At 41.5% G+C, this 26,300-nt stretch carries 22 protein-coding genes; 8 read left to right on the top strand and 14 right to left on the bottom strand.

The genetic code is table 11. The annotated features are described in order from the left end of the window. Nucleotides 1-273: 273 nt before the first annotated feature. Both G3T18_RS12720 and G3T18_RS12715 read left to right on the top strand, forming a co-directional pair. Nucleotides 274-1,893, top strand: a complete 1,620-nt coding sequence (locus G3T18_RS12720) for a reverse transcriptase family protein (RefSeq protein ID WP_224410933.1) — start codon at nt 274-276, stop codon at nt 1,891-1,893. A 212-nt stretch (nt 1,894-2,105) separates the two neighbouring features. Further along, complete coding sequence (locus tag G3T18_RS12715) at nt 2,106-2,987, top strand: ParA family protein (RefSeq protein ID WP_224410932.1); 882 nt, start codon at nt 2,106-2,108, stop codon at nt 2,985-2,987. 32 nt (nt 2,988-3,019) lie between these two features. Here the strand turns inward: G3T18_RS12715 and G3T18_RS12710 are convergent, their stop codons facing one another. After that, entirely contained in the window at nt 3,020-3,247 is a 228-nt protein-coding gene (locus tag G3T18_RS12710) for a hypothetical protein (protein ID WP_224410931.1), read from the bottom strand. Here G3T18_RS12710 and G3T18_RS12705 point away from each other — a divergent pair. After that, entirely contained in the window at nt 3,234-4,166 is a 933-nt protein-coding gene (locus tag G3T18_RS12705; RefSeq protein WP_224410930.1) for a ParA family protein, read from the top strand. The genes G3T18_RS12710 and G3T18_RS12705 overlap by 14 nt on opposite strands. 472 nt (nt 4,167-4,638) lie before the next feature. Here G3T18_RS12705 and G3T18_RS12700 read toward each other — a convergent pair whose 3' ends face one another. From G3T18_RS12700 to G3T18_RS12675, 6 genes are all read right to left on the bottom strand, one after another. Continuing rightward, nucleotides 4,639-5,112: a type II toxin-antitoxin system VapC family toxin gene (locus tag G3T18_RS12700; RefSeq protein WP_224410929.1), complete on the bottom strand. Its 474-nt coding sequence runs from the start codon at nt 5,110-5,112 to the stop codon at nt 4,639-4,641. After that, entirely contained in the window at nt 5,100-5,333 is a 234-nt protein-coding gene (locus tag G3T18_RS12695; protein ID WP_224410928.1) for an AbrB/MazE/SpoVT family DNA-binding domain-containing protein, read from the bottom strand. The genes G3T18_RS12700 and G3T18_RS12695 overlap by 13 nt, the downstream gene beginning before the upstream one ends. A 171-nt stretch (nt 5,334-5,504) precedes the next feature. Beyond that, nucleotides 5,505-5,633: a DUF3368 domain-containing protein gene (locus G3T18_RS12690; protein WP_224410927.1), complete on the bottom strand. Its 129-nt coding sequence runs from the start codon at nt 5,631-5,633 to the stop codon at nt 5,505-5,507. Nucleotides 5,634-5,747: 114 nt separating this feature from the next. Beyond that, nucleotides 5,748-5,966, bottom strand: a complete 219-nt coding sequence (locus G3T18_RS12685; RefSeq protein ID WP_224410926.1) for a UPF0175 family protein — start codon at nt 5,964-5,966, stop codon at nt 5,748-5,750. A 121-nt stretch (nt 5,967-6,087) separates the two neighbouring features. After that, nucleotides 6,088-9,456 (bottom strand): isoleucine--tRNA ligase, encoded by a 3,369-nt coding sequence (ileS, locus tag G3T18_RS12680; protein WP_224410925.1) that lies wholly within the window; start codon nt 9,454-9,456, stop codon nt 6,088-6,090. Between the two features lie 224 nt (nt 9,457-9,680). After that, nucleotides 9,681-10,445: a Ycf66 family protein gene (locus G3T18_RS12675; protein ID WP_224410924.1), complete on the bottom strand. Its 765-nt coding sequence runs from the start codon at nt 10,443-10,445 to the stop codon at nt 9,681-9,683. Between the two features lie 400 nt (nt 10,446-10,845). Here G3T18_RS12675 and gnd point away from each other — a divergent pair, with 400 nt between their 5' ends. The 3 genes from gnd (at nt 10,846) to G3T18_RS12660 (ending at nt 13,968) form a co-directional block, all read left to right on the top strand. Beyond that, nucleotides 10,846-12,306 (top strand): decarboxylating NADP(+)-dependent phosphogluconate dehydrogenase, encoded by a 1,461-nt coding sequence (gene gnd / locus G3T18_RS12670; RefSeq protein WP_224410923.1) that lies wholly within the window; start codon nt 10,846-10,848, stop codon nt 12,304-12,306. 132 nt (nt 12,307-12,438) lie between these two features. After that, nucleotides 12,439-13,140, top strand: a complete 702-nt coding sequence (locus G3T18_RS12665; protein WP_224410922.1) for a hypothetical protein — start codon at nt 12,439-12,441, stop codon at nt 13,138-13,140. Nucleotides 13,141-13,314: 174 nt separating this feature from the next. Then, complete coding sequence (locus tag G3T18_RS12660; RefSeq protein ID WP_224410921.1) at nt 13,315-13,968, top strand: hypothetical protein; 654 nt, start codon at nt 13,315-13,317, stop codon at nt 13,966-13,968. 169 nt (nt 13,969-14,137) lie between these two features. Here the strand turns inward: G3T18_RS12660 and G3T18_RS12655 are convergent, their stop codons facing one another. From G3T18_RS12655 to G3T18_RS12645, 3 genes are all read right to left on the bottom strand, one after another. Beyond that, nucleotides 14,138-15,010, bottom strand: a complete 873-nt coding sequence (locus tag G3T18_RS12655; protein ID WP_224410920.1) for an aldo/keto reductase — start codon at nt 15,008-15,010, stop codon at nt 14,138-14,140. 114 nt (nt 15,011-15,124) lie between these two features. Next, complete coding sequence (locus G3T18_RS12650; protein WP_224410919.1) at nt 15,125-15,907, bottom strand: ABC transporter permease; 783 nt, start codon at nt 15,905-15,907, stop codon at nt 15,125-15,127. 173 nt (nt 15,908-16,080) lie between these two features. Beyond that, on the bottom strand, nt 16,081-17,433 hold the full coding sequence (locus tag G3T18_RS12645) for a glycosyltransferase (RefSeq protein ID WP_224410918.1): 1,353 nt from the start codon (nt 17,431-17,433) through the stop codon (nt 16,081-16,083). Between the two features lie 395 nt (nt 17,434-17,828). Between G3T18_RS12645 and G3T18_RS12640 the strand changes: the two genes are divergently transcribed. Then, nucleotides 17,829-18,047, top strand: a complete 219-nt coding sequence (locus G3T18_RS12640) for a hypothetical protein (protein ID WP_224410917.1) — start codon at nt 17,829-17,831, stop codon at nt 18,045-18,047. Nucleotide 18,048: 1 nt separating this feature from the next. Here the strand turns inward: G3T18_RS12640 and G3T18_RS12635 are convergent, their stop codons facing one another. Continuing rightward, nucleotides 18,049-20,394 carry a VIT domain-containing protein gene (locus G3T18_RS12635; RefSeq protein WP_224410916.1) on the bottom strand — a complete coding sequence of 782 codons (2,346 nt, stop codon included), beginning with the start codon at nt 20,392-20,394 and terminating at the stop codon, nt 18,049-18,051. Between the two features lie 718 nt (nt 20,395-21,112). Here G3T18_RS12635 and G3T18_RS12630 point away from each other — a divergent pair. Further along, nucleotides 21,113-22,909 (top strand): diguanylate cyclase domain-containing protein, encoded by a 1,797-nt coding sequence (locus tag G3T18_RS12630; RefSeq protein ID WP_224410915.1) that lies wholly within the window; start codon nt 21,113-21,115, stop codon nt 22,907-22,909. 82 nt (nt 22,910-22,991) lie between these two features. Here the strand turns inward: G3T18_RS12630 and G3T18_RS12625 are convergent, their stop codons facing one another. The 3 genes from G3T18_RS12625 to G3T18_RS12615 form a co-directional block, all read right to left on the bottom strand. Next, entirely contained in the window at nt 22,992-23,507 is a 516-nt protein-coding gene (locus G3T18_RS12625) for a hypothetical protein (protein ID WP_224410914.1), read from the bottom strand. Nucleotides 23,508-23,673: 166 nt separating this feature from the next. Then, nucleotides 23,674-24,558, bottom strand: coding sequence for a DUF2267 domain-containing protein (locus G3T18_RS12620; RefSeq protein ID WP_224410913.1), 885 nt, complete (start codon nt 24,556-24,558; stop codon nt 23,674-23,676). Nucleotides 24,559-24,834: 276 nt separating this feature from the next. Beyond that, nucleotides 24,835-26,187, bottom strand: coding sequence for a sensor histidine kinase (locus G3T18_RS12615; RefSeq protein ID WP_224410912.1), 1,353 nt, complete (start codon nt 26,185-26,187; stop codon nt 24,835-24,837). Nucleotides 26,188-26,300 lie beyond the last annotated feature (113 nt).

Below are 26,300 nucleotides of genomic sequence, written 5' to 3'. Positions count from 1 at the left end.
AACCGGATGATGAAGTTGTGAGAGATGGTTGACGCTCCACGCCCTATAAGGACGTGGAGCGTCAAAAGGGTAGATATGTTGAGTAGCCGAGTGAGGTGAAAGTCTCACGCTTGGTTTCGGATGGGAGGGGTGCGATGGTAACATCCACCTCGACCCCTAATAGCGTCAACATTAGATCATACAATGATAGAATCTAATCAGAAGTTCGCTCTCATCCACCACCCCGCTTGCGCGCTCGGGTGGGGACTTCCCGCTCACACTGTTAAAATTCCGATGACAAATCAGCCACGATCTCGTCAAGAACTTTACGATCTTGTCCGACAAGTCGGTAAACAGGAATTTATTCTCCAAGAAATGATTCGCTACGGCTTTTGGTCGCCCGAACAGGAGACACAAGAGGATGTTAGCGAGGAATTACGACAGCGAAAGCAACTTCAGCAAGAATTATCTCAGCTACGTCAAGAAAACCGCCTAAGACAAGACGAACAAGCCTTACGCAAGCATCTGTTGAAGCAGCGCCTCGCTGAGTCTCGTCGCAAGCGTCGGGAAACCAAGGAACGCCGCGAGAAGGAACGCCGAGAACGGGCAGAGGCTTGGCAAGAGCAAAAAAAACGAGATCTTGTTTATCTGGGTGAAGGTGTATCGGCTGGTTTAAATAATACTGAAGCTAATTTAGCCCGGTTACAAAGTAACAAGCTACCTGTTCTCAGTACTGCCGCCGAAATTGCCACAGCGATGGAAATAACTGTGGGACAATTGCGCTTTTTAGCCTTTTCCCGCCGAACTTCGCAGATATCTCACTATATTCGCTTCAAAATTCCCAAAAAGACTGGGGGAGAACGTTTAATTTCTGCACCAATGCCGAGATTGAAACAAGCACAGCATTGGATTTTAACTAAAATTTTAGAGAAAATCGAGCCTCACGCTGCCGCACATGGTTTTCGTCAGGAACGTTCGATTATGACGAACGCGCAACCTCATGTGGGTGCGGAAATCGTGATTAATTTTGATTTGAAAGACTTCTTTCCTTCAATAAGTTATAAGCGAGTCAAAGGACTTTTTCGTTCTTTTGGTTATTCAGAAGCAGCCGCGACAATTTTCGCTTTGCTATGTACGCAACCAGAGATTGAAGAGGTGGAATTAGATGGTAAAACTTATTATGTAGCCCAAACTGAGCGACATTTACCTCAAGGTTCGCCAGCTTCCCCAGCAATTACTAATTTACTCTGTCGTCGTTTAGATCGCCGTTTAACCAGGATGGCGCAAGAGTTAGATTTTGTTTATACTCGTTACGCTGACGATCTAACTTTTTCTTGTGGAAGTGACAATCCCCGTATTTGTAATTTACTCAGACGAGTTGAGTCAATTGTCGCCCACGAAGGTTTGACAATTAATCAAGAGAAAACGAGAATTCTGCGTAAGAGTCGTCAGCAGGAAGTTACAGGTATTGTTGTCAACGAATATCCGAATATCGACCGAAAAACCCTGAAACGCTTTCGCGCAACTCTGTTTCAAATGGAAAAAGACGGGATTGCAGGGAAAAAGTGGGGAAACTCAGATGATGTGTTGCTAGCGATCGCTGGATTTGCCAATTTCGTCAAAATGGTCAATCCTGAAAAAGGAGCAGCATTTCAAGCGCAAATTCAACGCATCCGCCAAAAATGGCTAGGTGAGATACCTGACACTACTGATACTTCACCCCAAGGAATTATCGTCGAATGCTTCAAACAAGGAAGTAAACTGAGAATGCGCGTAATTTCTCCTGGCTACAACCCCGATTGGAAGGTACAATTCCCGAAAGCCCTACGAGAAGAAGGGGCGCGTTTTCTTGTCGAAGAAATACAAGAAAGTAATGGCTTTTATCGCACTGTTGGCGAAATCCGTAAACTTTAGGGGACTGGGGTTTTCAGTTACCAGTTACCAGTTACCAGTTACCAGTTATCAGTTACCAATTCCTCCTTGTCTCCCAGTTTCCACCACTAACTGTTCACTGTTCACTGAAGTCCCCCTTGTCTTCCCCCAATTCCCAGTCCCCAATCCCCAATCCCCCCTCTCTGATACCATTAAATTTGACTGATTTTAATTTTCAATCCTTACTTAACTAAATGGGATACGTCATTTCGACAGTGAATATGAAAGGCGGTGTTGGGAAAACTACCATCACTGTTAACCTAGCAACTTGTTTAGCAAAATATCATAATAAGCGGGTTTTAGTGATTGATTTGGATACCCAAGTTAATGCTACTCTCAGCTTAATGCCTCCATTAGCACTCGCCAGATTGAAAAAAGAAAAGCGCACTCTCAAAACTTTAGTTAATCAAGCTATTCAACCAGATTATTATTCAGAGATTACGATTCAAGACATTATTCAACGTAATATTTGCAATATTAAAGGTTTGGATCTGCTACCTGGAGATATCGAACTTTACAATGATTTTTACTTAGCGGCAGTTGTTTATGCTACTTCTCAAGAAACTAAAATAAGTTTTGAAGAAAGTTGGACTCAATTAGAAAATAGTTTAGTCCGGCGGATTATTGCGCCAATTGTTGAGGCATACGATTTTATTTTGCTTGATTTTGCTCCTGGGGATCAACTGCTGACTCGTAGTGGAATCCTTGCAAGTAATTTTTACTTGATCCCTGCCAAACCCGAACCTTTGTCAGTGATTGGGATCGGTATTCTCCAGGGTAGAATTAAAAAGCTCAAAAGTAGCGATCGCTCCCGGATCGATTTACTGGGAATTATCTTTACTTCCCTCGGACACGCTTCTAATATGGCAGAACAAGTGAAAAATCGCCTCAGTGAAGAATTTGGCGCTGATAAGCTATTTGAAATTGAAATTCCGGTTAATGTAGCGGTAGCTAAAGCTGTTGATGAATATAAACCAGTAGTTCTCAACGATCCCCATGCAAGCGGCGCTAAGGGACTTGCGAACTTCACTAAAGAATTTTTAGAGAAAATTTCTCTACTCGCGGCTGGTAAATAATTGTAAACTGTATAAGATTGAACCACAGCAAGCTAGTTTTGGTGGCTGGTTAAAGCGCGATCGCTGAAGCTAAGTTTTTCACGCGATCGGCTTTGGCAGACAGAAACTAACAAATTAAGCAGAAAAAACTGGCTTTTTGCTTGGTTGCCGCCAAGTTTATAATCTAGATTGCGGCATTTCGCGCCGCCCTTAAGGGCGCTGGGGGAAAGCCCAATCAGGGAACAATTGTTCAAAGGGATACTGCCAATGGGATTAGTCATTAGTACAGTAAATATGAAAGGTGGCGTTGGGAAGACAACTCTTACCGTTAATTTGGCAACTTGTTTAGCCAAAAATCATGGGTTACGAGTTTTAGTTATCGATCTTGACACCCAAATTAGCGCGACTCTGAGTTTAATGTCGCCTCACGATTTTGCCAAGCGAAGAAAGGAAAGGCGTACCCTTACTTACTTGATGAATCAAGTAATTAGACCAAATCTGAAAAAAAAGTTAACGACAACTGATATTATCTGTCCTTATGTTTGTAATGTCAAAGGTTTGGATTTGATGCCCGGAGATATCGAACTTTATGATGAATATTTAGTTTCGGAAATGCTGCATCAAAAAGCTACTGCTGATGGTAAAGCTGATTTTGATGATGTTTGGAATAAATTTGAAAAAAATTTAATTAAAGATATTTTAGAACCTGTAATTAATGATTACGATTTCATCATTATGGATTGCGCTCCGGGTTATAATTTGTTAACTCGCAGTGGGATTGTAGCTAGCAATTTTTACTTGCTTCCCGCTCGACCAGAACCTTTGTCTTTAGTAGGTATTCAATTGTTAGAAAGACGCATCGCTAAACTTAGAGAAAATCATGCTTCTTTGAATATTAATTTATTAGGAATTGTGTTTATTCTCTCTGGTGGTGGAATCATGGGAAGATATTATCGACAAGTGATGCAGCGTGTTTCTCAGGATTATAATGCTAACCAAATTTTTAAGAATCGCATTCCTTTAGATGTTAATGTTGCTAAAGCTGTAGATACTTTTAAACCAGCAGTTTTGTCAACTCCTAATTCCGGAGGTGCAAAAGCATTTGCTCGTTTGAGTGAAGAGTTATTAGAGAAATTGGAAGCAGCAAAAAGTCTTACGGGTAAAGATTCAGCTAAGTTGAATTTAACTCAATTGGAGTGAACCCAAATGAGTAAAGAATGACTCTAATTACAAGTAGCGTGGCTTCTCATTGCGAGTAGCCCGCGTAAATTTTTGACCATCTCTACTCTACCAGTCGAACATATTATGATTTAAAGTCAGATAACATCAAAATTTCTAAGCCAGGGTCAGGGTGTTTAATTGCTGTATCATTGGTTAGAAAAATTTTACCAAAAAAAATGGGTTTAAAGCCTCGCTGTTCTACGGCGACTTTGATTGAAAAGAAACTAGAAAGTTAGTACAATAGTTGATCGCGAGTAAAACGAAAATCTACGTGATTCTTCGCTCTAGTAGGTCGAAATCCCGGTAAGTAAGAAACAACGGTTAGATTGGCTCTAACGGCAGTATGACTAAACCACTGCAAGCTTTCTTCAGAGCGAGGAGCGTACTAAACTAGCTGAGTGATGGATGTTTGAAAGCATAAAACTCAAAAAAGTAAGCGCAATATATGCGGCTATATGTCAACATATTGAGCGTCTAGAGGCAACTTGACTGTGCCTGCAAGAGGAAAGAGAACTACTTGTGAATCCCCTCCCTTTAGCAACGCGGAGGGAGGGGAGTAGTCAAAACCTGCTTCTACTGCTGAAGCTAGATGTAAAGCATCAATAAGCCCTAGATTACTGCTGCTTCGGAGTCTAGCCGCATTAATAACTATTTGTCTAGTCAGAGGACGAAATGATAAGTTTGGAAAATTCGGTAATTCTTGAGCATATTCTTCAGCAACTTCAGGATGTCCTTGACGTAGAGGTTTGACCATCAATTCAGCCAGAACTAAATCACAAGCAAAGCCCTGAGAACTACCTTCTTCAATCATCGCAAAGATTTGGGTAGCAAGATTCCCAAATTCAGGATTTCCTTCTAAAGCGTAGATAAAAACGACCGTATCTAGACCGATTTTAGCCCCTTTTATAGCCTCTAATCGCGCCATGACTCCCGTTCGCTACGAATATAAGCTACGGCATCTTCTCCTTGCCAAATATGTTTATGTTTCCCAAATAAACGAGAGGAAAAGGAAGGTTGGGGAATCATAAGCACTTTCCCATTCTCTACTTTTATATCAAAGCGATCGCCTGGTTTGAGGTTGAGTACCTCGCGCACGTTTTTGGGAATAACAATCTGATAACGTCCCCCAAGTTTTGCTGTTGTCATATCTCTACACTAAATATGTGATATTTTCAGTATAGTTGAATGTCATTCTCAGCATATTCCTAATATTTTTGAGATTATTTTTCACGCTCAGAATGACATAACTAGCAGATAAATCGAGTTAGAATTTACCAGCTAATGCAGCATCACAGCGATCGCATTCAGCAACCAACTTTACTCATCAGCCAGTTGTAGTGCTTTTTGCACGATTGCTTCAGACAGCCGAAAATCGGCTTTATTCAATGCAGATAGTAACGGCTTAATTAGAGAAATAATACCTTTTTGCTTGGCTTTTAACAACATACCTATTGTACTGCTGGAGGAATCAAAATCTCTGAGAATAACTGGGGAAAATTTCCAGCTTCTGAATACGCTCTAAGCCTATCAAACAGGTACTATCGACAATGACGCGATCGCTCACAAACTTATTTCTCGCTCCAAGTCTTCAGCCGGATAATTGATGACAGCAATACCCATTTTACTAATTACTTCAATGAAAGTGCTTTTTGAGTATCCTGCTAATTCGGCGGCTTTACCTAAAGATAGTTTACCAACTTCATATAGTTTAGCTGCAAGGAAAAGTTTTGCCTCGCTACTGGATATATGAGGAGGGAGTTCGATACTAAGATTATTCACTTTTCAAGCTCTTCTAGATTGAAAAATTATTGCTATAGTTGAATGTCATTCTGAGCATCTTACCAATCTTTTTGAGATTATTTTTCACGCTCAGAATGACATAACTAGCGGATAAATCGAGTTAGAATTTACCAGCTAATGCAGCGTCACAGCGATCGCAGATTTCGGGATGTTCGGGATTTGTTCCCACTGTGGGGGAATAATTCCAACAGCGATCGCATTTCTCTCCTTCTGCTTTTACTACTCCCACACTAACATTATCTGACTGACTGCTAAATTCGGCTTGTTCGATTCCTGCTTGAGAATCTAATAATTCTACTTGGGAAGCAAGGAATAAATAGCGCAACTTATCCACCTGATTACCACTAGAAGCAATTTCTTGCTCAATTACTTCTTGTTTTTCCTCAATAGGAGAAACACTTACTGGCTCATTTTTAGGTTGTGGTTGTTTAATTTTGCTCTTAGTTGAAGAACTTGAACCTAAATATTCCTCTTGGAATTTTCGATAGTTCACAACCAATTCTTGACGCTTCTTCGCCGGAAGTACGTGATTCCAAACAAACCAAGTTGTCCAACCAATTCCAATTAGTTGAAACAATGGTTCTACTGTGGGAATCTCGTTAATCGTATTCAGTAACGCTAACACTAATTTTACTGTTATTAGTGCTGTTCCAATTAAAGCTACTGTCACTAAAGCACGTTGATTTTCTTGGAAAAATCCCTTGATATATTTTGATACATTGCCGATATAACCAAGAGTTTTTTGCCAATATTGCTTGACATTTGTTTCAGTTTGTGCTTGAGGATTTTCAATTGCGGGTAAAGATTGCTCTTCGTGGTGGGGTAATTTGCGCGATCGCACTTCTCCATTTTCATTCATCGCGTCTAATTTTGAGCGCAATTCCCGATCGGGAACGTAAAGCAAGACTTTCGCATCTAAAGACGAACCGATCGCCTTTTCTGTTCTCGCTTTTTCAAGAACCTTATTCACCTCGCCACGAATCTCGCGATATTTTGCCCAGGAAGCCGCCAATTCTGGATTTTTCCACTCAGCTTCCATTTTTACCCATCCGGACTGGAAGACGGACTCGTGAGCGGTCTTGTAGGGCAAAAATTGCCAGATATCCTCCGCCATGTGACATAATACCGGAGCGATCGCGCGAGCTAAATTTTCCAGCGCGATCGCCATGACAGTTTGACAACTGCGTCGCCGGGGTGAATTAAGATCGGAAATATACAAGCGATCTTTCGCGATATCCAGATAGAAATTCGACAAATCTACGACACAGAAATTCTGCACAGTTTGGAAGAAACGGAAGAATTGATAATTTTCAAAAGCCTCAGTAACATCGGCAAACACCTCTGTCATCCGGTGCAACATATACTTATCTAAATCCGGCAAATCTTCGTAAGGAATTGCATCTTTTGCGGGGTCGAAATCGTGCAAATTCCCGATTAAAAATCTGGACGTATTGCGAATTTTTCGATAGACATCCGACAACTGTTTGAGAATATTCTGTCCCAAAGGAACATCCGAAGAATAATCTACAGAAGACACCCACAATCTCAGGACATCTGCACCATAACTCGGCTCTTGTTTCTGGTTTTTCCCACCTTCAATAACCGTCAAAGGGTCAACAGTGTTCCCCAAAGACTTACTCATCTTGCGTCCTTTTTCATCCAAGATGAAACCATGAGTCAAGACAGTCTGATAAGGTGCGATATTATTCGTAGCCACCGAAGTTAATAAACTCGATTGAAACCAACCGCGATGTTGATCTGAACCTTCCAAATAAATATCCACCGGATATTTTAAATTATCCCGTCCTTGAGCCACTGCTGCCCAAGAAGAACCGGAATCGAACCAAACATCCATCGTATCGGTTCCCTTGCGGTATTGCTTCCCATTGTTGCGATAACTTTCTGGAAGTAATTCCTCAACCGATAATTCCCACCAAGCATCAGAACCTTTTTCCGCAAAAATAGCTTGAATATGAGCAATTGTAGCTTCATTTAAGAGAGGTTCATTAGTTTCCTCATCATAGAAAACCGGAATTGGGACACCCCAACTACGCTGACGAGAAATACACCAATCCGAGCGATCGCCAACCATCGGCGTAATCCGATTTTCGCCTTGAGGTGGAATCCATTTTACCTCAGAAATTGCCTTCAAAGCTGCTTCACGGAAACCTGACACCGAAGCAAACCATTGTTCTGTAGCGCGGAAAATCGTTGGTTTCTTCGTTCTCCAATCGTAAGGATACTTGTGAACATAAGCTTCTTCTTTCATCAAAGAACCAGCTTCGATTAAAGCATTAATAATCGCTTCATTCGCATCCTTGAGGACATTTAAACCAGCAAACTGTCCAGCTTCCTCAGTAAAATTACCATACCCATCCACCGGACACAGAATCGGCAAATCATAGCGCTTACCAACAAGATAATCCTCCTGACCGTGACCTGGAGCCGTATGCACCAAACCCGTACCCGACTCAGTAGTCACATAATCGCCACCAATGACAACCTCACTGAGGCGATCGTACAACGGATGTTGATACTTACAACCTTCCAACTCCTTCCCTTTCATTGTCGCCTTTACTGTCAAGGGAGTAGAGAAAGTCTCAGACAATTTTTCCACCAAATCAGCCGCAACGATCGCATATTTTGGTAGAGTTTCCGTACCCACTTGAACCACAGCATAATTCAGATCCGGATTCACCGCCACAGCCAGATTTCCTGGTAAAGTCCAAGGAGTCGTCGTCCAAATCGCCAGTGCCAAATCCGGCAAAAATTCTGCTAACTTATCTTTAACCGTAGGTGCAGCCTCAGTCATCCGAAACGCCGCATAAATACTTCTGGAAGTATGTCCCTCCGGATACTCCAACTCAGCCTCAGCCAAAGCCGTTTGCGAACTTGGACTCCAATGCACAGGCTTCAAACCACGATAAATATAACCCTTCAGCGCCATTTCGCCAAAAACACCAATTTGCGCCGCCTCATATTCCGGTTTCAGAGTCAAATAAGGATTTTCCCACTCACCCCAAACCCCACAACGCCTAAATTGATTGCGTTGTACCTGCATCGCTTCTAAAGCAAAATCACGGGCTTTATGACGTAACTCCAAAGGAGTAATATTTTTACGCTCCTCCGGTTTTAAATTTTGCAGTACCTTCAGTTCAATCGGCAAGCCATGACAGTCCCAACCAGGGACATAACGAACCTTGTAACCTCGAAGAAACTTGTACTTGTTAATAATGTCTTTAAGAATTTTATTAAGAGTCGTCCCCATGTGAATCGGACCATTCGCATAAGGAGGTCCATCATGCAGGACAAAAATCTCACCGGGATTTTCCTGCGACAGATGTTCGTAAATACCTTTTTCTGACCAAAACTGTTGCAGTTCCGGTTCGCGTTTCACAGAATTTGCCCGCATACTAAAATCAGTTTGGGGCAGATTTACGGTTTCTTTGTAGCTCTTTAATTCTGTCACAGTCTATATTCTGAAATCTTAGTAAGTTACCATTTAACCGCACAAGTCGCCAAACCAGAAGCTACTAGCCAATTTGGTGACGACCATTTGGTGATGAGCATTCCACCGTTGAGGAGAATCTCAAGAAACAGGGTAGCATCATCCTCTTCAATGCTACCTTGTCACTGGATTTTAGCTTAGAGATGGGAAATAATTCTGAGTGGGGAGAAATTCCCAACCTCTATTTATGCCGGATTTTCCGGTTTTTTCGACTTTTCTTCCTCAGTAGTTACTTCCGAAGGAGTTTCGCGCATTTGCGGACCTCCTGTACCCGTAGGTTCGGCGTTTGGTGCTAATTCTGCCTCTGGCGCCACTTCTTCCACCACCACATCAGCACTTTCACTTTCTTCTGCTTTCGCAGTTTCCGCTACATCTGCTGGTGGTCGATCTGGTGCAACAATTTCAGGAGTCTCTAACTTTTCCGTTTCCTCTGTGGAAGTATCTTTGTCAATAATTTTTACTTGAGGATAGCGAAGATTTTCCTTTTCCGTATCGGTCGTAGTTTCGCTAGTTTCCTCTGTAGCTTTAGTTGTGTCGCTAGCAACTTCGGCGGTAGTTTCGCTAGTTGTAGTCGTAGTAGTTTCAACTTCTGGCTTCTTCTTACCTAGAAACCGAGTAATCGGCTTGAGAAAACCACCTACCGGGGAAGTTTGGAGATTTTCCCGTACATCTGGGGAAATTTCCGTTTGTTCAGCAGGAGAAGTTAACTGCCGTCGTAATGTCAAGGTTTGCCAACCAAACCAACCCAAAAGAGCAACCCCTGCCATTTGACCGAGTAAAACACCACCAGTAATGCGTCCAGCACAGACCCACAAAACTAGAGCATAGAATAAACCCACGGCACTCCAGAGAAAATCACTCTTGCGATGGAGTTCCGGGAAAAAGAAAGCCGTAATGTAAAAACCAAAGCTTCCGAGAGCAACAGCGATCGCTAAAATATATGCCAACATTTTGCCAATTCTCCTCGTTTATGTCTAATTATTATTCCTTCTGTCACTTCCTATACAAATATCAATTTACCGCCAAGTCACCATAATCAGTTATCAGTTGGGGACTGGGGAGGTGGTGACTGGGGAGGTGGTGACTGGGGAGGTGGGGAGGTGGTGACTGGGGAGGTGGTGACTGGGGAGGTGGTGACTGGGAAATCAGTTATCAGTGAACAATCAGTTTATTCTCCCCCTCTCCCTTGTCCTCCCCCTCCTCCTTGTCTTCCCCCTCTCCCTTGTCTCCCCCCTCTTCCCCCAATCCCCAATCCCTAATTTCCAGTCTTAATCTCTTCTTTAGAGAACATCTCAGGAGATCGAGATAACCTGAAATTGTTGATACAGCAGAGTTCAAGAGACAATTGTTATGACCAAACGAACATTTGGTGTAATTGGTTTAGCAGTAATGGGTGAAAACCTCGCTCTCAACGTCGAAAGTCGTGGTTTCCCGATCGCAGTTTACAACCGTACTGGTGCAAAAACTGAAGCTTTTATGGCGGAAAGGGCAGAAGGTAAGGATGTCAAAGCCGCTTATTCTTTAGAAGAATTTGTCCAAATTCTCGAACGTCCGCGCAAAATCCTGGTGATGGTAAAAGCTGGAAAGCCTGTGGATGCGGTCATCCAGCAGTTAAAGCCGCTTTTAGCTGAAGGTGATATGATTATCGATGGCGGTAACTCTCTTTACGATGATACCGAGCGCCGCACCCAAGAATTAGAAGCTACAGGACTAGGTTATGTGGGTATGGGTGTCAGTGGTGGTGAAGAAGGTGCGCTTCACGGTCCTTCTTTGATGCCTGGAGGCACTGAAGCCGCCTACAAAGAGTTAGAACCGATTTTAACAAAAATTGCGGCTCAAGCTTTCGATGGCGATGGTCCTTGCGTGACTTTTATCGGTCCTGGTGGTGCCGGTCACTATGTAAAAATGGTTCACAATGGCATTGAGTATGGCGATATGCAACTCATTGCGGAAGCTTACGATTTGATGAAAAATTGTCTCGGTTTAAATAACCAGCAGTTGCACGAAGTTTTCGCTGAGTGGAATACTACTGAGGAACTAAACTCGTTCCTGATTGAAATTACTGCCGATATTTTCAAGTACATTGACAAGGAAACCAACCAGCCTTTGGTAGAATTGATTCTTGATTCTGCGGGACAAAAGGGAACTGGACGCTGGACGGTGGTAAGTTCTTTAGAGTTAGGTGTACCAATTCCGACAATTTACGCTGCTGTGAATGCGCGCGTGATTTCTTCTTACAAAGATGAACGTGAAGCCGCAGCGAAAGTTCTTTCGGGTCCTACGCCAAAGTATGATGGTGATGTTAAGGCTTGGATTAACAAGATTCGGGATGCTCTGTATTGCTCGAAGATGTGTTCCTATGCTCAAGGTATGGCACTTTTAGCTAAGGCTTCTGATGAGTTTAACTACAACTTGAATTTGGCGGAAACTGCCCGAATTTGGAAAGGTGGTTGTATTATTCGCGCTCAATTCTTGGAGAAAATTAAGAAAGCCTACATTGATAATCCTAAGCTACCGAATTTGTTGTTAGCACCTGAGTTTAAGCAAACAATTTTAGATCGTCAAGATGCGTGGCGAGAAGTGCTAACCTTGGCAAATAGTTCTGGAATAGCTGTGCCCGCTTTTAGTTCCTCCTTAGATTATTTTGACGCATATCGGCGCGATCGCCTACCACAAAACCTCACCCAAGCCCAACGCGACTATTTCGGCGCTCATACTTATGAGCGTACCGATAAACCCAGAGGCGAATTCTTCCATACTGAATGGACTCAAACTGACAAAGAATCTCTGGAAACTGGTAGTACAGATTAAGCCTTTATTTGGCTAAGTGCGTTCGGTAGTTACAAAATCTCAGCAAGGTTATTTTACTCGCTTACCGAACGTAACTCGCTCATAAATTTAAGTAGGATGCGTTAATTTAATTAATGTACCCTACTTTTAACTATGTCGAACGTCCCAAACTTTATTCAACAAATGCTAAATCTTCTCGAAAATATAAGTATCCTCGATAAAATTTTCATATTCGCAATTTTAATTGGTTTTTTGATGCTAGCATTTTCTTTACTAATTAATCCCAAAATTGTGGCGAATCTGAAATCAGAGAAAGTACCCAAACCTTTGCAGAATTTTCCTGTCCATCAAACTAATCCTGATAGCTACTTAGCAACTAAAAGTAAGCTCGATCGTTTTCTTGATTTATTAGTAGCAGATGAAGAAAATATAGAACTTCAACTCAACCAAAGCGATCTAAACAATCTCTATACCAAAGGTATTCAGATAGACAAATATAAACCTGGTCGCTATTTTTATTATAGTATTCAAGAAAAATTTATCCGTGAACTAATGCTGGAATGGCCTGTAATTATCGGACTAACTTCCTTTAAAACCAGAGAAAAAACTATCTACTTTGAGGATTTAAATCAACGTAATCAAGTAGTTTATAGTTCCAAGATGATTAAAGATGTAGTTTCAACTATACCTCTTTCTAAGTCAGGTTTAATGCTGTTTCTTTTTGGTGCTTCGAGATCTCCTGCTTTAGTACCTAATAAATCTTCGGCAAATGTTGAATATCAAAGAGCAATTATCTTGATAAACAAACTTAAAAGTGTGGAAATTAAGAATCATTATTTGATTTTAAAAGCCTAAAATTCTTGCTAGTTTTTCCAGTTATAAATCAGAAATACTTTATCGCTGAGAATAACTATGATTAAATTCTGAAACTATTAGTGAAAGACCTCACATAGCATTTACCTAAGTCTAGCATTACTTTCAATTAGGTTAATAATCATCTCGATAGTCCTCTAAACTTTTACTAAACGAATGCTAAATCTTCTCGAAAACTTAAGTATCGACGACAAACTTGGCTTGTTCTCAATCTTATGTATTTTATCAATATTAGTATTCTCCGGAACAATTAATCGTAAAATTATCTTTGATGTCAGACAAGGGAAAATCCCCGAAGCTTTACGAAATTTTCCTGTCCACCAAACTCATCCTGATAGCTACTTAGAAACTAAAAGTAAGCTTAGTCATTTTCTTGATTTACTAGCAGCAGATAACAAAAATATAGAACTTCAACTCAATGAAAATGATCTGAATAATCTTTATACCAAAGGTATTCAGATAAACAAGTATCAACCTGGTCGCTATTTTTATTATACTCTTCAAGAAAAATCTATCTGTGAGTTGATGTTTGAATATCCTGTAATTTTATCCTTACAATCTTATATAACAAGAAAAAGAATCATTTACTTTGAGGGCTTAAAACAATACGATAAAGTAATGGATGAAAAATTTGCAAGTCTACCACTATCTAAGTCTTCTTTAATTCTCTTTATTTTTGGTGCTTCAAAATGTCCTGCGTTCTTATCTTATGATTTTGATAAAACTATTGAATATCAACAAGCAATGATTTTAATAGACAAACTTAAAAGTATTGAAATAAACGATTATTCTTTAATTTTAAAAGCTTAAGATTATTGCTAATTTTTCTTGTTCTTAAAACAGAGATGTTTGCTCTGATGTAGAGACGTTGCATGCAACGTCTCTACCAGATAATTATCACGTCTGTACCAGACAATAATATTTAGCAAAGATGCGTGTATTTCAAGGTGAACTAAATTCAGTCCACCTTAATTAGTTATCAAGTAGCTACTTTTTGGTCAATTTGCTCAACTTCAGCCTCAGATAATTCTACCTTTGCTGCTGCTACAGAACTCTCAATACTGCTTGGTTTACTTGCTCCGGGAATTGGTAAAATACAATCAGATTTAGCTCGCAACCAAGCTAAGACAATTTGATAGACAGAAACGCCTTTTTCTTTCGCTAAATTAGCAATAACAGGTATATCTTCCAGGTTACTATGACGACGACTGCCACCGAGGGGACTCCAGGGGAAAAATGTCAAGTTTTCTTGTTCGCAATATTCTAAAACGCCGTCAAATTCTGGGTTGCGATGCCAGGGGTTATACTGATTTTGAACTGAGACAATTTCAACGAAATCTTGTGCTTGTTTGATTTGTGCGACGGAGAAGTTAGAAACGCCGATATAGCGAATCATTCCTTGTTCTACGGCTTCTTTGGCGGGAGTGAGGGCGGCTTCGATGCTATAATCTGGGTCTGGTGAGTGATATTGCCAAAGTGTAATCGGCTTCTCACCGCCAAGAGATTCAAAGCTAAGGCGTATTGTCTCACGGAGGTGGACGGGATTACCGTTACGAGTCCAACTACCTTGAGGACGCATTAAACCGCCTTTGGTGGCAATTGTGATGTTGCTTGTATCCCCATTGTATTGTTTTAGGGCTTTGGCAAGCAAACGTTCGCTATGATGTTTGTCTGATTCGTCTTTGCAGTAAGAGTCGGCTGTGTCGATGAGGGTGACACCTAAGTCTAAGGCTTTGTGGATGACTTGAATAGCTTCGGATTCAGGGGGGCGAGATTGTAACGACATGGGCATCGCTCCTAAGCCAATCTCGCTTATTTTAACATCTGTTTTGCCTAATTTTTTAGTTTCCATATTTTAATCTGATTTCACTTGCTTTCACTTTAAACCGATTAAAGCTTGACCAAATCTTCTTGATGAGGGATTTTTCAGTTAAAGAAGCTGGAACGAGTTTTTTAGTTGCTAAAATTAACTAGAAGCACTGGTATAAAAACGTAAAGCAAATTGCCAGAAAAATTTCGAGACTAAAAGTAAGATTACCGCGAGAATACCAGCACCAATTACCCAAGTTATTTCTGTCCTTCCTAACATAGCTTCCGCAGGTATAGTTGTGAGAAAAGCGACGGGAATAACGAAGGTAAAAAAGAAGCGATAAGCAACGGGATAAGCTACCATTGGATAGCGTCCAGCTTCGATTAAACCACGCAATACTTCGGTAACATTGTAGATTTTGACAAACCAAATACTGGTCGCTCCTAACATAAACCACAAGCTATAAAGTATGATGAGACCAAAGCTGAGGGGAACGATACTAACTAAATAAGAATTGATTTCTAAACCGAGTTTAGTTCCGGCATAAATAACAGTTATCAAGCCAAAAATTAAATCTGGTAATCCCCAAGGCGAAATACTGCGCGTGGATAACCAAAACTGACTACTAATCGGTTTTAAAAGTACAAAATCGAGGGTGCCTTGCTGTACTTGTTTGACAATACTATTCAGATTGGGAATCAGTAAAGTAGCCGAAAAACCTTGGAGGAAAGTAAATATTCCCACAACGATTAAAGCTTCTTCCCAACTCCAATTTTGAAATTCATAGCCAGTACCATAGAAAAGAAATAAGCCAAAAATACTGCCAGCTAAATTACCAACACTTGTAAGTGCGGCAATGATAAAATTAAGCCGATATTCTAGTTCGGCGGCTAGAGAGGTAGTCCAAAAAAGAATTAATACTTGTAGATATTTTGCCATCTTGGTCGTGGTGAGAATTTTGCGGCTTATTCGATAATTAAATTATGAGTCGCGATCGCTGATTTTTGACGAGTTCAGCGATCGCGCTTTTAGAAATGTAGCGTATTTAGGTAAATGCAGTGGTTATCCCCGATGTCGGTAAAAATAATTTTTCAGCACCCGATGTCTCATTACTAAGATACTTTTGTCAAGCTTAATTTCTTAGTAGGATTAGATTCGGAACTATTTACAGGCGAAGCTAACAAAGAATCTTGGGTAATTAATTGTGCTAGCAAACGACGGTATAAGTCGCTTAATTTAATGGCTACACTCGCCCAGCTAAAGTTTTCCTGTACTCTGAGTGATGCTTGTTTTCTCAGTTTTTTCGCCCAAACTTGGTCGGTGAGAATGCGCGCGATCGCACTGGCGAATGCTTCGGTATCCTGGGGAGGAACTAATAATCCGGTTTCTGATTGCATGACGGTGAATTTTAAACCGCCAACGGCAGAAGCGACAACAGGTGTGCCGCAAGCCATTGCTTCAATTGCGACTAAGCCATAAGGTTCGTAATAACTAGGAATTACGCAAACATCGGCAGCAGTGTAATAAAAGGGTAGCAAGTCGTGACCTACTCGTCCGGCAAATTGGGTACAATTTTCTAGTTCTAATTCTCTAACCAATTGCTCTATCCTCTGTCTTTCAGAGTCTTCCGAGTCATTAGTAGCACCACCGCCTACCAGTACCAAGCGAGAATTTTGGGCTAATTTAGGGTTATTTTTGCGGCATTGAGCGAAAGCACGGACTAAGGTATCAATGCCTTTGTGTGGCGCAAATTGTCCCACATACAAAACAAGTTGCTGGTTAGGATCGAAACCTAATTTTGTTTTGGCTTCTGTTTTCGGCATTGCGTGGAAATTTTTGACATCGGTACCGCAGGGAATTAATTCGATTCCCTCACGCTGAGTAACCAAATTAGAAAGAATTTCTAACTCTTGGGGGTTAGTCGCGACAATCCGATTAGCTTGTTCGAGAATTCGTCGTTCGAGGGAAACTTGAGTATCGGCGATCGCGCTGGGAGCGTGATAAGTATGAATTAGTTGGACATTGCTGGCTTGTTGTAACTGCAAACCTACCCAACCTGAAAGGCGATCGTGGGTTTGGACGATCGGGTAACTTGTTCCTTTGGCAAATTTCTGTAAAGCTTTGACAAACTCAGGTAGATAAGCGATTAAATCCCCATCAGCGATCGCGGTTTCGGGTCCGGCTACTAAACGAATTGTACGACAATAAGGCGAATGTTCGACAATTGTGGCATCTTTGGGATTAGTTTTGCGGGTGAAAATATCCACTTGCCAACCTAGTTTACACAAAGCCTCCCCCACTTGTCGTACGTAAACACTTTGTCCGAGGGCTGTTTCTTCTACCTTTTCACTGGCTGGATCTGCTTGAATTGAAATCAACGCGATCGCTTGTCGATGCGATTGTCTCCGACCAAATGAGGCAAATGGCGATGCCGATCCTGATAAGGATTTTTTTGCAGATATCATTGCTTCACCTTTTTTGCTACTTTTGTAATTCCTACAAGCTTATACTATTCCTTTCCCGACTGTCCTCCATAAAGCTCATTTTCTCTCTAAATTTTGTCCCCATTGTCGCGTTGATGCTTTTTAGCTGTCTACAATAGAGAAGGTTTCAGTTGTTCCGAATCCTCTCTTCGACAGATATTTACTTAGCTCTGTTTGGCTTTTAAATGTATCCTATTTTACGAATTATGATTTAATTTTCAGCCGCAATTTAATTCATCCTAACTTTATTTAAACTTTATTTTTGCTTCATAAATTATCCTAATTCATTTGTTTGATTTTTTATTTTTTTAGTAATAAAAATACTGCTTTAAAACTGATTTTAGGACAATTAAAGCAGCCTAATTGGTGAAAAAATTATGGTACAAACAGCTAAAGCTCAAAATATAGACTTACGCTATCCGATCGATAATTTTCGACTTCAACGAGTTCGAGAACCAGAATTTTTTGCCGAATGGCAAGAAAATTTACCCGAACTATCTGAAGCAGAAAAAGAACAACTAGACAAAGTAAGAGAGGGATATTTTAATTTAATCGAACATCCACCTTTGTTAGAAAATGTAGTCAAGCTTGTGTAAGTTAAGAATGTACGCGGAGAGTTAAGCTGACAGTACCAGAAGCAGATTGAGTTGGATGCCAAGCGAGTAGCGAGATCCGAATCTGATAAATAATTTTCCCATCTGTGAGCGTCGATTTCTCTTCATCCAACATCAGTCGTAACACGCGACCCTTATTGATGGTAAACTCGAAGACCACCTCACCACTGAAACCAGCAGGTAACTCAACCTCTTGCAAATGTTTGGTTAAAGCAGCAGTTGCGGCTGCATCCAAACCAGTGACACTAACTACCTCAATAGCTAAAAACTCAGGCGCGATCGCTTCATTTTCGCACATCTCTGCTGTCGAAGAAGAATCCGCCATCATCCCTGGAGCGGCGAAACTCACATCCTCAGCCTCTTCTGCAAAGAGAGCAGATTCTGGTGCAGCAAAACCTGAGATTGCTTGTGCTGAATAAGATTTATTTTGTGCAAAACTGCGTCGCATCCTCATCCCTGACATCGGTGCAGCCCCCCCAAAAACACCTTGATAACTAACACCTTGAGGCATTTCTATCGGTACATCAGCCGAAATATATTCACCTCCAGGTTCGACTCGCACATCATCGCTAACTGCCACAAAAGCCGTATACTGCGACAAAAGTTGGTAAGTCAAAGCCGTTTCCGTCACTGCTTCCACACCAGCTTTCGTATCACCAGCGAACATTTGATTCATCAAAGCCTTAATCCGAGAGCGTCCCCACAGTTGCGCAACAGCCGGATTTCCGGTGTTTTTCGCAAATTTGAGGTCAAACGTCTTTTCGTAGCGTTGACCGCCCGCAGCGATGCCTTGGACGCGCAATTTACCTGCAATACCATCCTGTTTGCGTCCGCACAAAACTAACGGTTGTTCGGCAAATAAATCTGGTGGTGCAGTCGGATAAATAAGCGGATTTTCACCCTCACTTTCCCAACTGAATTGAATATTAGTCAACACCGGATTATTAATTTGTCGGAAGAACTTTTCAGCTACTTCTTGAGTTGGTTCATCCTGACGAATAATACGAGCAGTTCCCCGTCCAATTTCCGCAATTCGATTCAGTAAAAAACGATTAACCGAACTACCAGCGCCAAAACTATACAAGCGATTTCCTGGTTTTAATTCTTGCTGAACTTCTGCCAAAATTTGATTTTCATTGCCAATATAACCATCAGTTAGTAAGACAATACTTCGCAAACGTTCTGGAGATTGTGCCGGAAAATTCAGCGCCGCACGAATCCCATTCAGCAGATAAGTTCCGCCGTTTGCTTGCAATTGATTGATATAGTGAATTGCTAAAGCGCGATTTTTTGGTGTATTTGGTAGTGGTGCGGCGGCAAGTTGTTGCGTAGTATTAGAAAAGTCGATAATTGAGAAGGTATCGTCAGGATTTAAACCATTAATAAAACGGCGCATTAATTCCTGACATTTAATTAGCGGATCTCCATGTTGGGAACCAGAAGTATCGATTAAAAAGATAACATCTTTGGCAACAATTTGCTCGGAATTATATTCTAGAGCGGGAATCAAATAAACAGCAAAGTGTCCGCCCCGTTCGTCAGCTTGAGTTAAGACTGTTGCTTGGGTATTGTCGGTAGCAACTTGATAGCGGAGAATTAAATCTTTGTTGGGAATTGTATCTTCCCCAGCTAATTTTACCCGGAGAATTTGGTTGTCATGTTCGATGTCAATTTGATGAGAAGGAGAACGAACTTGACTAACTGGTATTCCGGCATTAATTTCCACAGTTACGTTAAGATCGTGTTTGGATCTTGTTCCTGGGGGAATCACTGGAGGAGTAATGCGGGAAGCGTCGGGAACTTCGTCGGTGTCACCGCTACTATCAATTTCTGTACCGGGAATAAAACGAGGTCCGACGACCATTGGCAAGACAAATTCATAGTCGCCACTCTCGAATTTTAGACTGTCGGTATAGCGAATGGTAACGTCAATTTGTTCTCCGGGTTTAATGTTAGCAAGAGACTGGGTAAATATATTATCGCGTTCTTGTTCTAGTAAACCCGCAGTCCGTCCTTCTTGTTTTGCTTGTTGGTAAATTTGTTGTGCTTCTTCGCGCTTTTTGATGTTACCTTTAATAACTTTTTCGCCGATTTTGATTTCCATTTCGTCCACGGCGGCTTCATCGGGTAAAGGAAAAACATAAACGGCTTCTAAGGGTTTAGTGAAAGGATTGGCAAATTGTTGGGTTACTTCGACTCGCGATAAGTTTCCTGCAATTTTGGCTAGGACTTCGGTATGTTTGAGAGGGAAAATAAGTTGTTTTTCTGATGGGGATTGAACGTATAATCCACCCGGTTGACGGTTTTTGGTTTCTATGTTTATAGTCATAATTAGTTTAGTGAGTTGCCAAGACTTGTCGATTTTTTTGTCGTCAATAATTAAGAAATGTTGCTAGAACTAAAGATTTTTCCTAGCGATCGCACTGTCCTGCTGCTAAAATGAGTCAAACTCGGCTAATCTGAGCGCAGGAGAGAAAATGCACGCTATACTTACTGAATATATCTCCGTAGCGATCGCGAGTTAGGCAGTTTTTCGTCGATCTGTTATCATCTATTTTACTGAGAGAATTGTCACCAAGGGCGATCGCTCTCTTCAGCTACTATGTTACAGTCTTTCTTGGTTGGTTTGATTGCTTCTTAACAATTACTAAATTCCTTTGGTAATTTCCAACGGTCAATAGTAAGGTAATAGTAACGTAATCGTAAGATGCTCTCAGAGTTCCAATAGTACCTTGAACGAAGTGGAAAACGTTAATTTTCAGGTTTTGATATATTTCTTGATAAACTAAATAAAAACTTGCTTTCATAGCTGTTTCACTTTCGTCTGTTGCACTTAAAAATCAACTAACTAACCCGAGGGTAGTTAAACAGCTAGCTACTCTGAGGAGTTTGGTGATAATTTGGGAAATTGGCTAGAAAGTGGTCAATTAGCAAGAAAGAAAAATATAATCTATTGGTAATTGGTGAAAACTAGGAATAAAATCGATCTAAACTGTCTAATGTTAGACAAGAGAACTTCTACAAAAGTAAGTTCTTTAAGGAGTAAGGTGAACGTTTGGTATTGTTTATCGAAGTCGAGGTTTGAGGCGATCGCGTTTAGCGAAAAAAGGCACTTATTGCAAGTTAACAAAAGTTTTACCGAACTTTTTGGTTATGAAGCAGAAGAAGCTAAATCGCTCACTGTCGGAAAATTAGTCTTACCTAAATTTCGTCAGCAGCTTGAGAGAAATCTGGATAAAGCAACAGAAATGAGCATGGAAACCGTTTGTCAAAAGAAAGACGGAACAAATTTTGCTGCGGAGATTAGCTGGGAGACGATCGCCATTCACGGTAGTACCATTCAAGTATTAGCGATTAGAGATCTCAGTGTGGCTATGCGTACTGTCAGATCGGAGCAGCGATCGCCACTTTACTTACAGCAGTGGGTTTCGCTGTTGTATGCTACCCTAAATTCTACTACTGATGGTATTTTAGCTGTTTGCGATCGCGGAGATAACCTGCTTTTCAATCGTAGGTTTCGGGAAATGTGGAGTCTCTCTGAAGCAGAAATAGCTTCAGCAGATCGTCAGAATAAATTTGCTTTTTTACGCGCTCGGGTGAAGGACGCAGAAAAATGGTTGCAGGAATTTCGAGAAATAGAAAGCGAACCTTTAGCTTCTGTAACTACTTTAATCGAGTTGAAAGATGGCAGAATTTTTGAGTTGAATACTCAGCCCCAACACCTTAACGGTAGAATTATTGGCAGAGTTTGGAACTTTCACGACATTACGGAGATGGTAAAATCAGCAATAATTCTCCGCGAAAAAAACCAACGAGAACAGCTTATTAATGTTATTTCGCAACGCATTCGTCAGTCTTTAAACTTACAAGAAATCCTCGAAACTACAGCTAGTGAAGTGCGTAAGTTGCTGGATAGCGATCGCGTGGTAATTTATCAATTTAGTCCTGATTGGAGTGGCAAAGTTGCCGTGGAGTCGGTGGTTTCTGGTATTATGCCCACATTAGGCATGGAAATTTACGATCCTTGTTTTGGAGAACAATACATCCAATCTTACCGCCAGGGAAGAATTCATACAGTAAACGATATTTACCGAGATCGACTTATTCCTTGCTATCGGAAGTTTTTGGCAAATCTGCACGTGAGAGCCAACTTAGCTTTGCCAATTTTACAAGAAGATAAATTATGGGGACTTTTGATCGCCCATCATTGTCGGCAATCTCGTCAATGGGAACGAGAAGAAATCAATTTATTGCAATCTTTAGCAACTCAAGTAGCGATCGCGATTCAGCAAGCTTCTCTGTTTGAACAACTTGAAAGTGCAAACCGAGAATTACAACGTCTTGCTTCGATTGATGGTTTAACGAAATTAGCTAATCGTCGTCGTTTTGACGAACATTTGGATGTGGAATGGCGACGGATGACAAATGAGGGAAAATCGCTTTCATTGATTTTGTGCGATGTCGATCATTTTAAACTTTATAACGATAACTACGGTCATTTAGCAGGAGACTTTTGTTTGCAAAAAGTGGCACAAGCTTTATCTATTGTTGCCAAGCATCCAGGAGATTTAGTGGCTCGATATGGTGGAGAAGAATTTGCCCTAATTTTACCTGAAACTGGGACAGAAGGTGCTAAGCGCGTAGCTACAAAAATCTTAGAAGGGGTAAGAAATCTTAAACTTACTCATGCCTACTCCTCTGTGGCTAAATATGTTACCGTCAGCTTGGGAATTTCTACGCTCATCCCCTCAGTAATTTATACCAGAGAAGATTTGATTCAAGCCGCAGACAAAGCCTTGTATCGAGCCAAAAAATTGGGACGCGATCGCTTTGTTTTCCAATAATCTTATTCGGGAAATTTCCAACTATAACTTCTCCCCCTCCCCTGTCAGGGAAGGGGGTTGGGGGGTTAGGTGAGAAATTCGATTAATACAAATACACCGCGCCTTCACGACTAATTCTCACCGTATTAGAATCTAAATCAAAATTGTTAGTTGGTTCTAAGGTAACTGACAACATTCCTTCCGCATCTTCTTCAGCACGAGCCATAATTAATTTACCTTCTGGACGAGTAACAGTAATCGTCTGAGGTGCGCCTAAATCTAGTAGTGTTACCTCTGAATAAGGAGGAAGTACCCGCGCGTCAGTATCCCCAACTGCTTGATATAACATGGGCGCATTGCTAGGATTGCGTAAGGTAACGTCTACTTTACCACCACGGGGACTAATCATTGCATCCGGTGCTTGTCTCTCTTCTGGTAGTGGCGGCATTACCGAGGGTCGAAGACGATAAACTTCTGGATCGTATTCACGTTGTTCTGATAAAGGCGGGTTAAGCGGTTGGTTACTTTGAGGAGCAACTGGTAAAGCTGTAGCTGCGAGAGGAATTGCTGGTAGAAACGCAACTAAACTACTACCAATAATTTTTAACTTGTTGAACATAAATAAATTCTCCGTTAACTAGATTTTCGGTAAATTATTTTCGATAAAAAAGCTAAATTCTGCTTTAAATAAGGATTTAAAAAGATTGTTTCATCGAGGTTGTCAGTGGCGATCGCTCCGCACTCACGGGTGAGACTATCTTAGCCCCACCCAGACTTAAAATTAATTAAGCTTCTTGCCAAATTTGCTTGACTCTTCCTTCTGGCATCCAACTACCGATTTCCTCGATTCGTTCTGAGGAAAGTTCTTCTTTTGTCGCAGAAAAAATAGCTTTGACTGCTGTTTCAGCGTTTGTTCCCTTCGGTAAGCTACCTTCGTTGGCGACGCGGAACAGAAAGCGATCGGAATCAATCTTGAAGATTCCAGGACCTTGCCACGGCGGACGCACTCGGCTCAAGAATCCTACGATTGGATTGGTATCTTGCCAAAGTTCAGCGAGGTCTTGTTGCAGAGTTTTGTCTTTAGTCGGTTCTGCTTCTTTTCCTTCTAACTCTTCGGCTACTCGGTCTGCGGCTTCTGTAGTCATCAGATCCCGCATCACGCGGTAGACGATGACAGTTATGTCACGCGCATCGAAGATATCTTCGAGCTTACCTTCTGCTCTGACTTTTTCCAAGAAAGGCATATTGCTCGTATCAATTGGCGCAGGAGGCTCTCCTTCTTTTAAGATTTCGTCCTTATTTGCCTCCATTTTCTCCAGCATCTTTTCACCTTTGGGGGTGAGTTGTGCGGCTTCAAAATTGATTAGGTGAGGCAACGGACCGTCTTCTGCACCAAAGGTATTGGCAACTCTGGCTCCGAATTCGTCTGGGTTGACGGCATCGGGAACGTCTTCTTGGTTGGCGTAGGCGTTACCGCTAAAGTCAGCATTGATGAACTGTTTTTGATTCAAGTAGTCTAAATGACCGAGTAATTCAGCCTTGGTGAGGCGGCGACCGCCGAAGTCTTCCGCCGAGAAAGAAACTTGGTGCTTTCCGTTTTCACCGTGGTCAGTTTTTTTAATTTTGTTAAGTAAGATGTACATTACATCTTCTCTTAGTGCAATTGGCATATAAATCCTCCTAACTATGTCAGTTTTGGGATAATTTAGTAATTGCTGGTGCATCAGTGACCACGGTTTTCTAACCTAACCAGTTTTTCTAACTGTCGTGAAGGTCAAATCGCTGACAGTTGGCTGGGGATTGTTGCTGTCTGCGCCAGCTCTTACTTTTAAGCTAAGAAAAGATCGCTGTTTGCTTCCTCAGTCGCGGGAAACAAATCAATTACAAATTTCTGCATCCTCTGTTACTTTTTGCCTATTTCACAAGAAAGGCTTTGTTACTTTTTGTTACTGAAGAGTGGCTTCGGGTTTAGCTGCGGGAAGCGTGACGGTAAAGGTTGTACCCAGATTCACTTGACTTTCAACTGTGATGTGTCCGCGATGGTTTTCGACGATCGCCCGCGCGATCGCTAATCCTAATCCTGCCCCTGTAAAGGCGTTTTTTTCGCTTTCTGACTGAGAACGACTCCGGGCAGGGTCAACGCGGTAGAAACGCTCAAAAATGTAGGGTAGGGCTGCTTCTGGTATTCCCTTCCCGGTGTCGCTGACTTTGATTTGAAACCAAGGATGATGGGAACGTTTGATTAGTTGTAATTCTACTTCGATCGCTGCTTCGCCGTTGTCTGTGGTTTTGGTATGGGCGAGGGCGTTACCGATTAAATTGGTAAATAAACGTGCTAATTGATCCCAATCCCCCTTGACATTAAACACATCTTCTGCATCGGGATAAATTTCTGGGGCTGGTTCGACTAAATGTAACGAGAGGTAAATATTTTTTTGCTCGGCGATCGCTCTTTGTTCTTCGATGACTTCGATCAGCAAAGCATCTAAAGGCAAAATTTGATAGCTTGTTTCTACGATACCACTATCGGATCTGGCGAGAAACAGCAAATCATTCACCAAACGCCCCAAACGTTGCGTCAGACGTTCGATAGTCTGCAACTGACGTTGAATTTGTTGGGGTTCGGCTTCCGGGTAAGCTAACGCCATTTGCACGTTAGTTTGAATTGTCGCTAAAGGATTTCGCAGTTCGTGGGAAGCATCGGCAGTAAATTGCTTTAAACTTTGATAAGATTGGCGTACTGGTTCGATCGCAATTCCTGACAACCACCAACCAATTGCGGCTGTACAAACAATCATCAAACTTGTACCTAAAGTTAAATCGACGATTAACTGACGAATGGGTTTAGTGACTTCAAACCAAGGATGGCTAACTCGTAAATAACCGAGAACATAACGCCCAAACTCTACTCGTTTCGTCATTTGTCTGAGTTGGCGCGATCCGATTTGTTCTACGCTACGTCCTAATTTAAGCGGAATTTCCAGAGGTTCGTCAAGAGTAGACCACAGTAACTCACCATTAGGACTAAACCATTCGATATCGATGCGATCGTCTTCTACACCAGCATAGTTATTATCGCGAAAACTATCCTTGAGATTAACTTGCAAACCATACTCACGTGAAGGTTCAATCGCCAGCGATCGCTCCACAACTTCCACCACGTGCTTCAGTGTATCATCAACTCGCTCAATTAAAGTATTCTCAGCATACAAATACACCCCCGTAGCAAACAACAGTAACAAAACTGCCGTTACCGTTGTATACCAAATTGCTAGTCGCCGCCGAGTCGCTTGAAACATTACTTTAGCTTATCAGTTCCTAGTCAGGATACAGCAAAGCACTGTCTGAGATGTCTGATTGCTCTGTCCACAAGCAACTTTCTTCTCTACAATCCTATCAGTAATCACTCAAA

The sequence above is a fragment of the Oscillatoria salina IIICB1 genome, from assembly GCF_020144665.1.
Lineage (GTDB): Bacteria > Cyanobacteriota > Cyanobacteriia > Cyanobacteriales > SIO1D9 > IIICB1.
The sequence above is the reverse complement of the archived record's forward strand: the minus strand, read 5'-3'. Positions and strand labels throughout refer to the sequence as shown.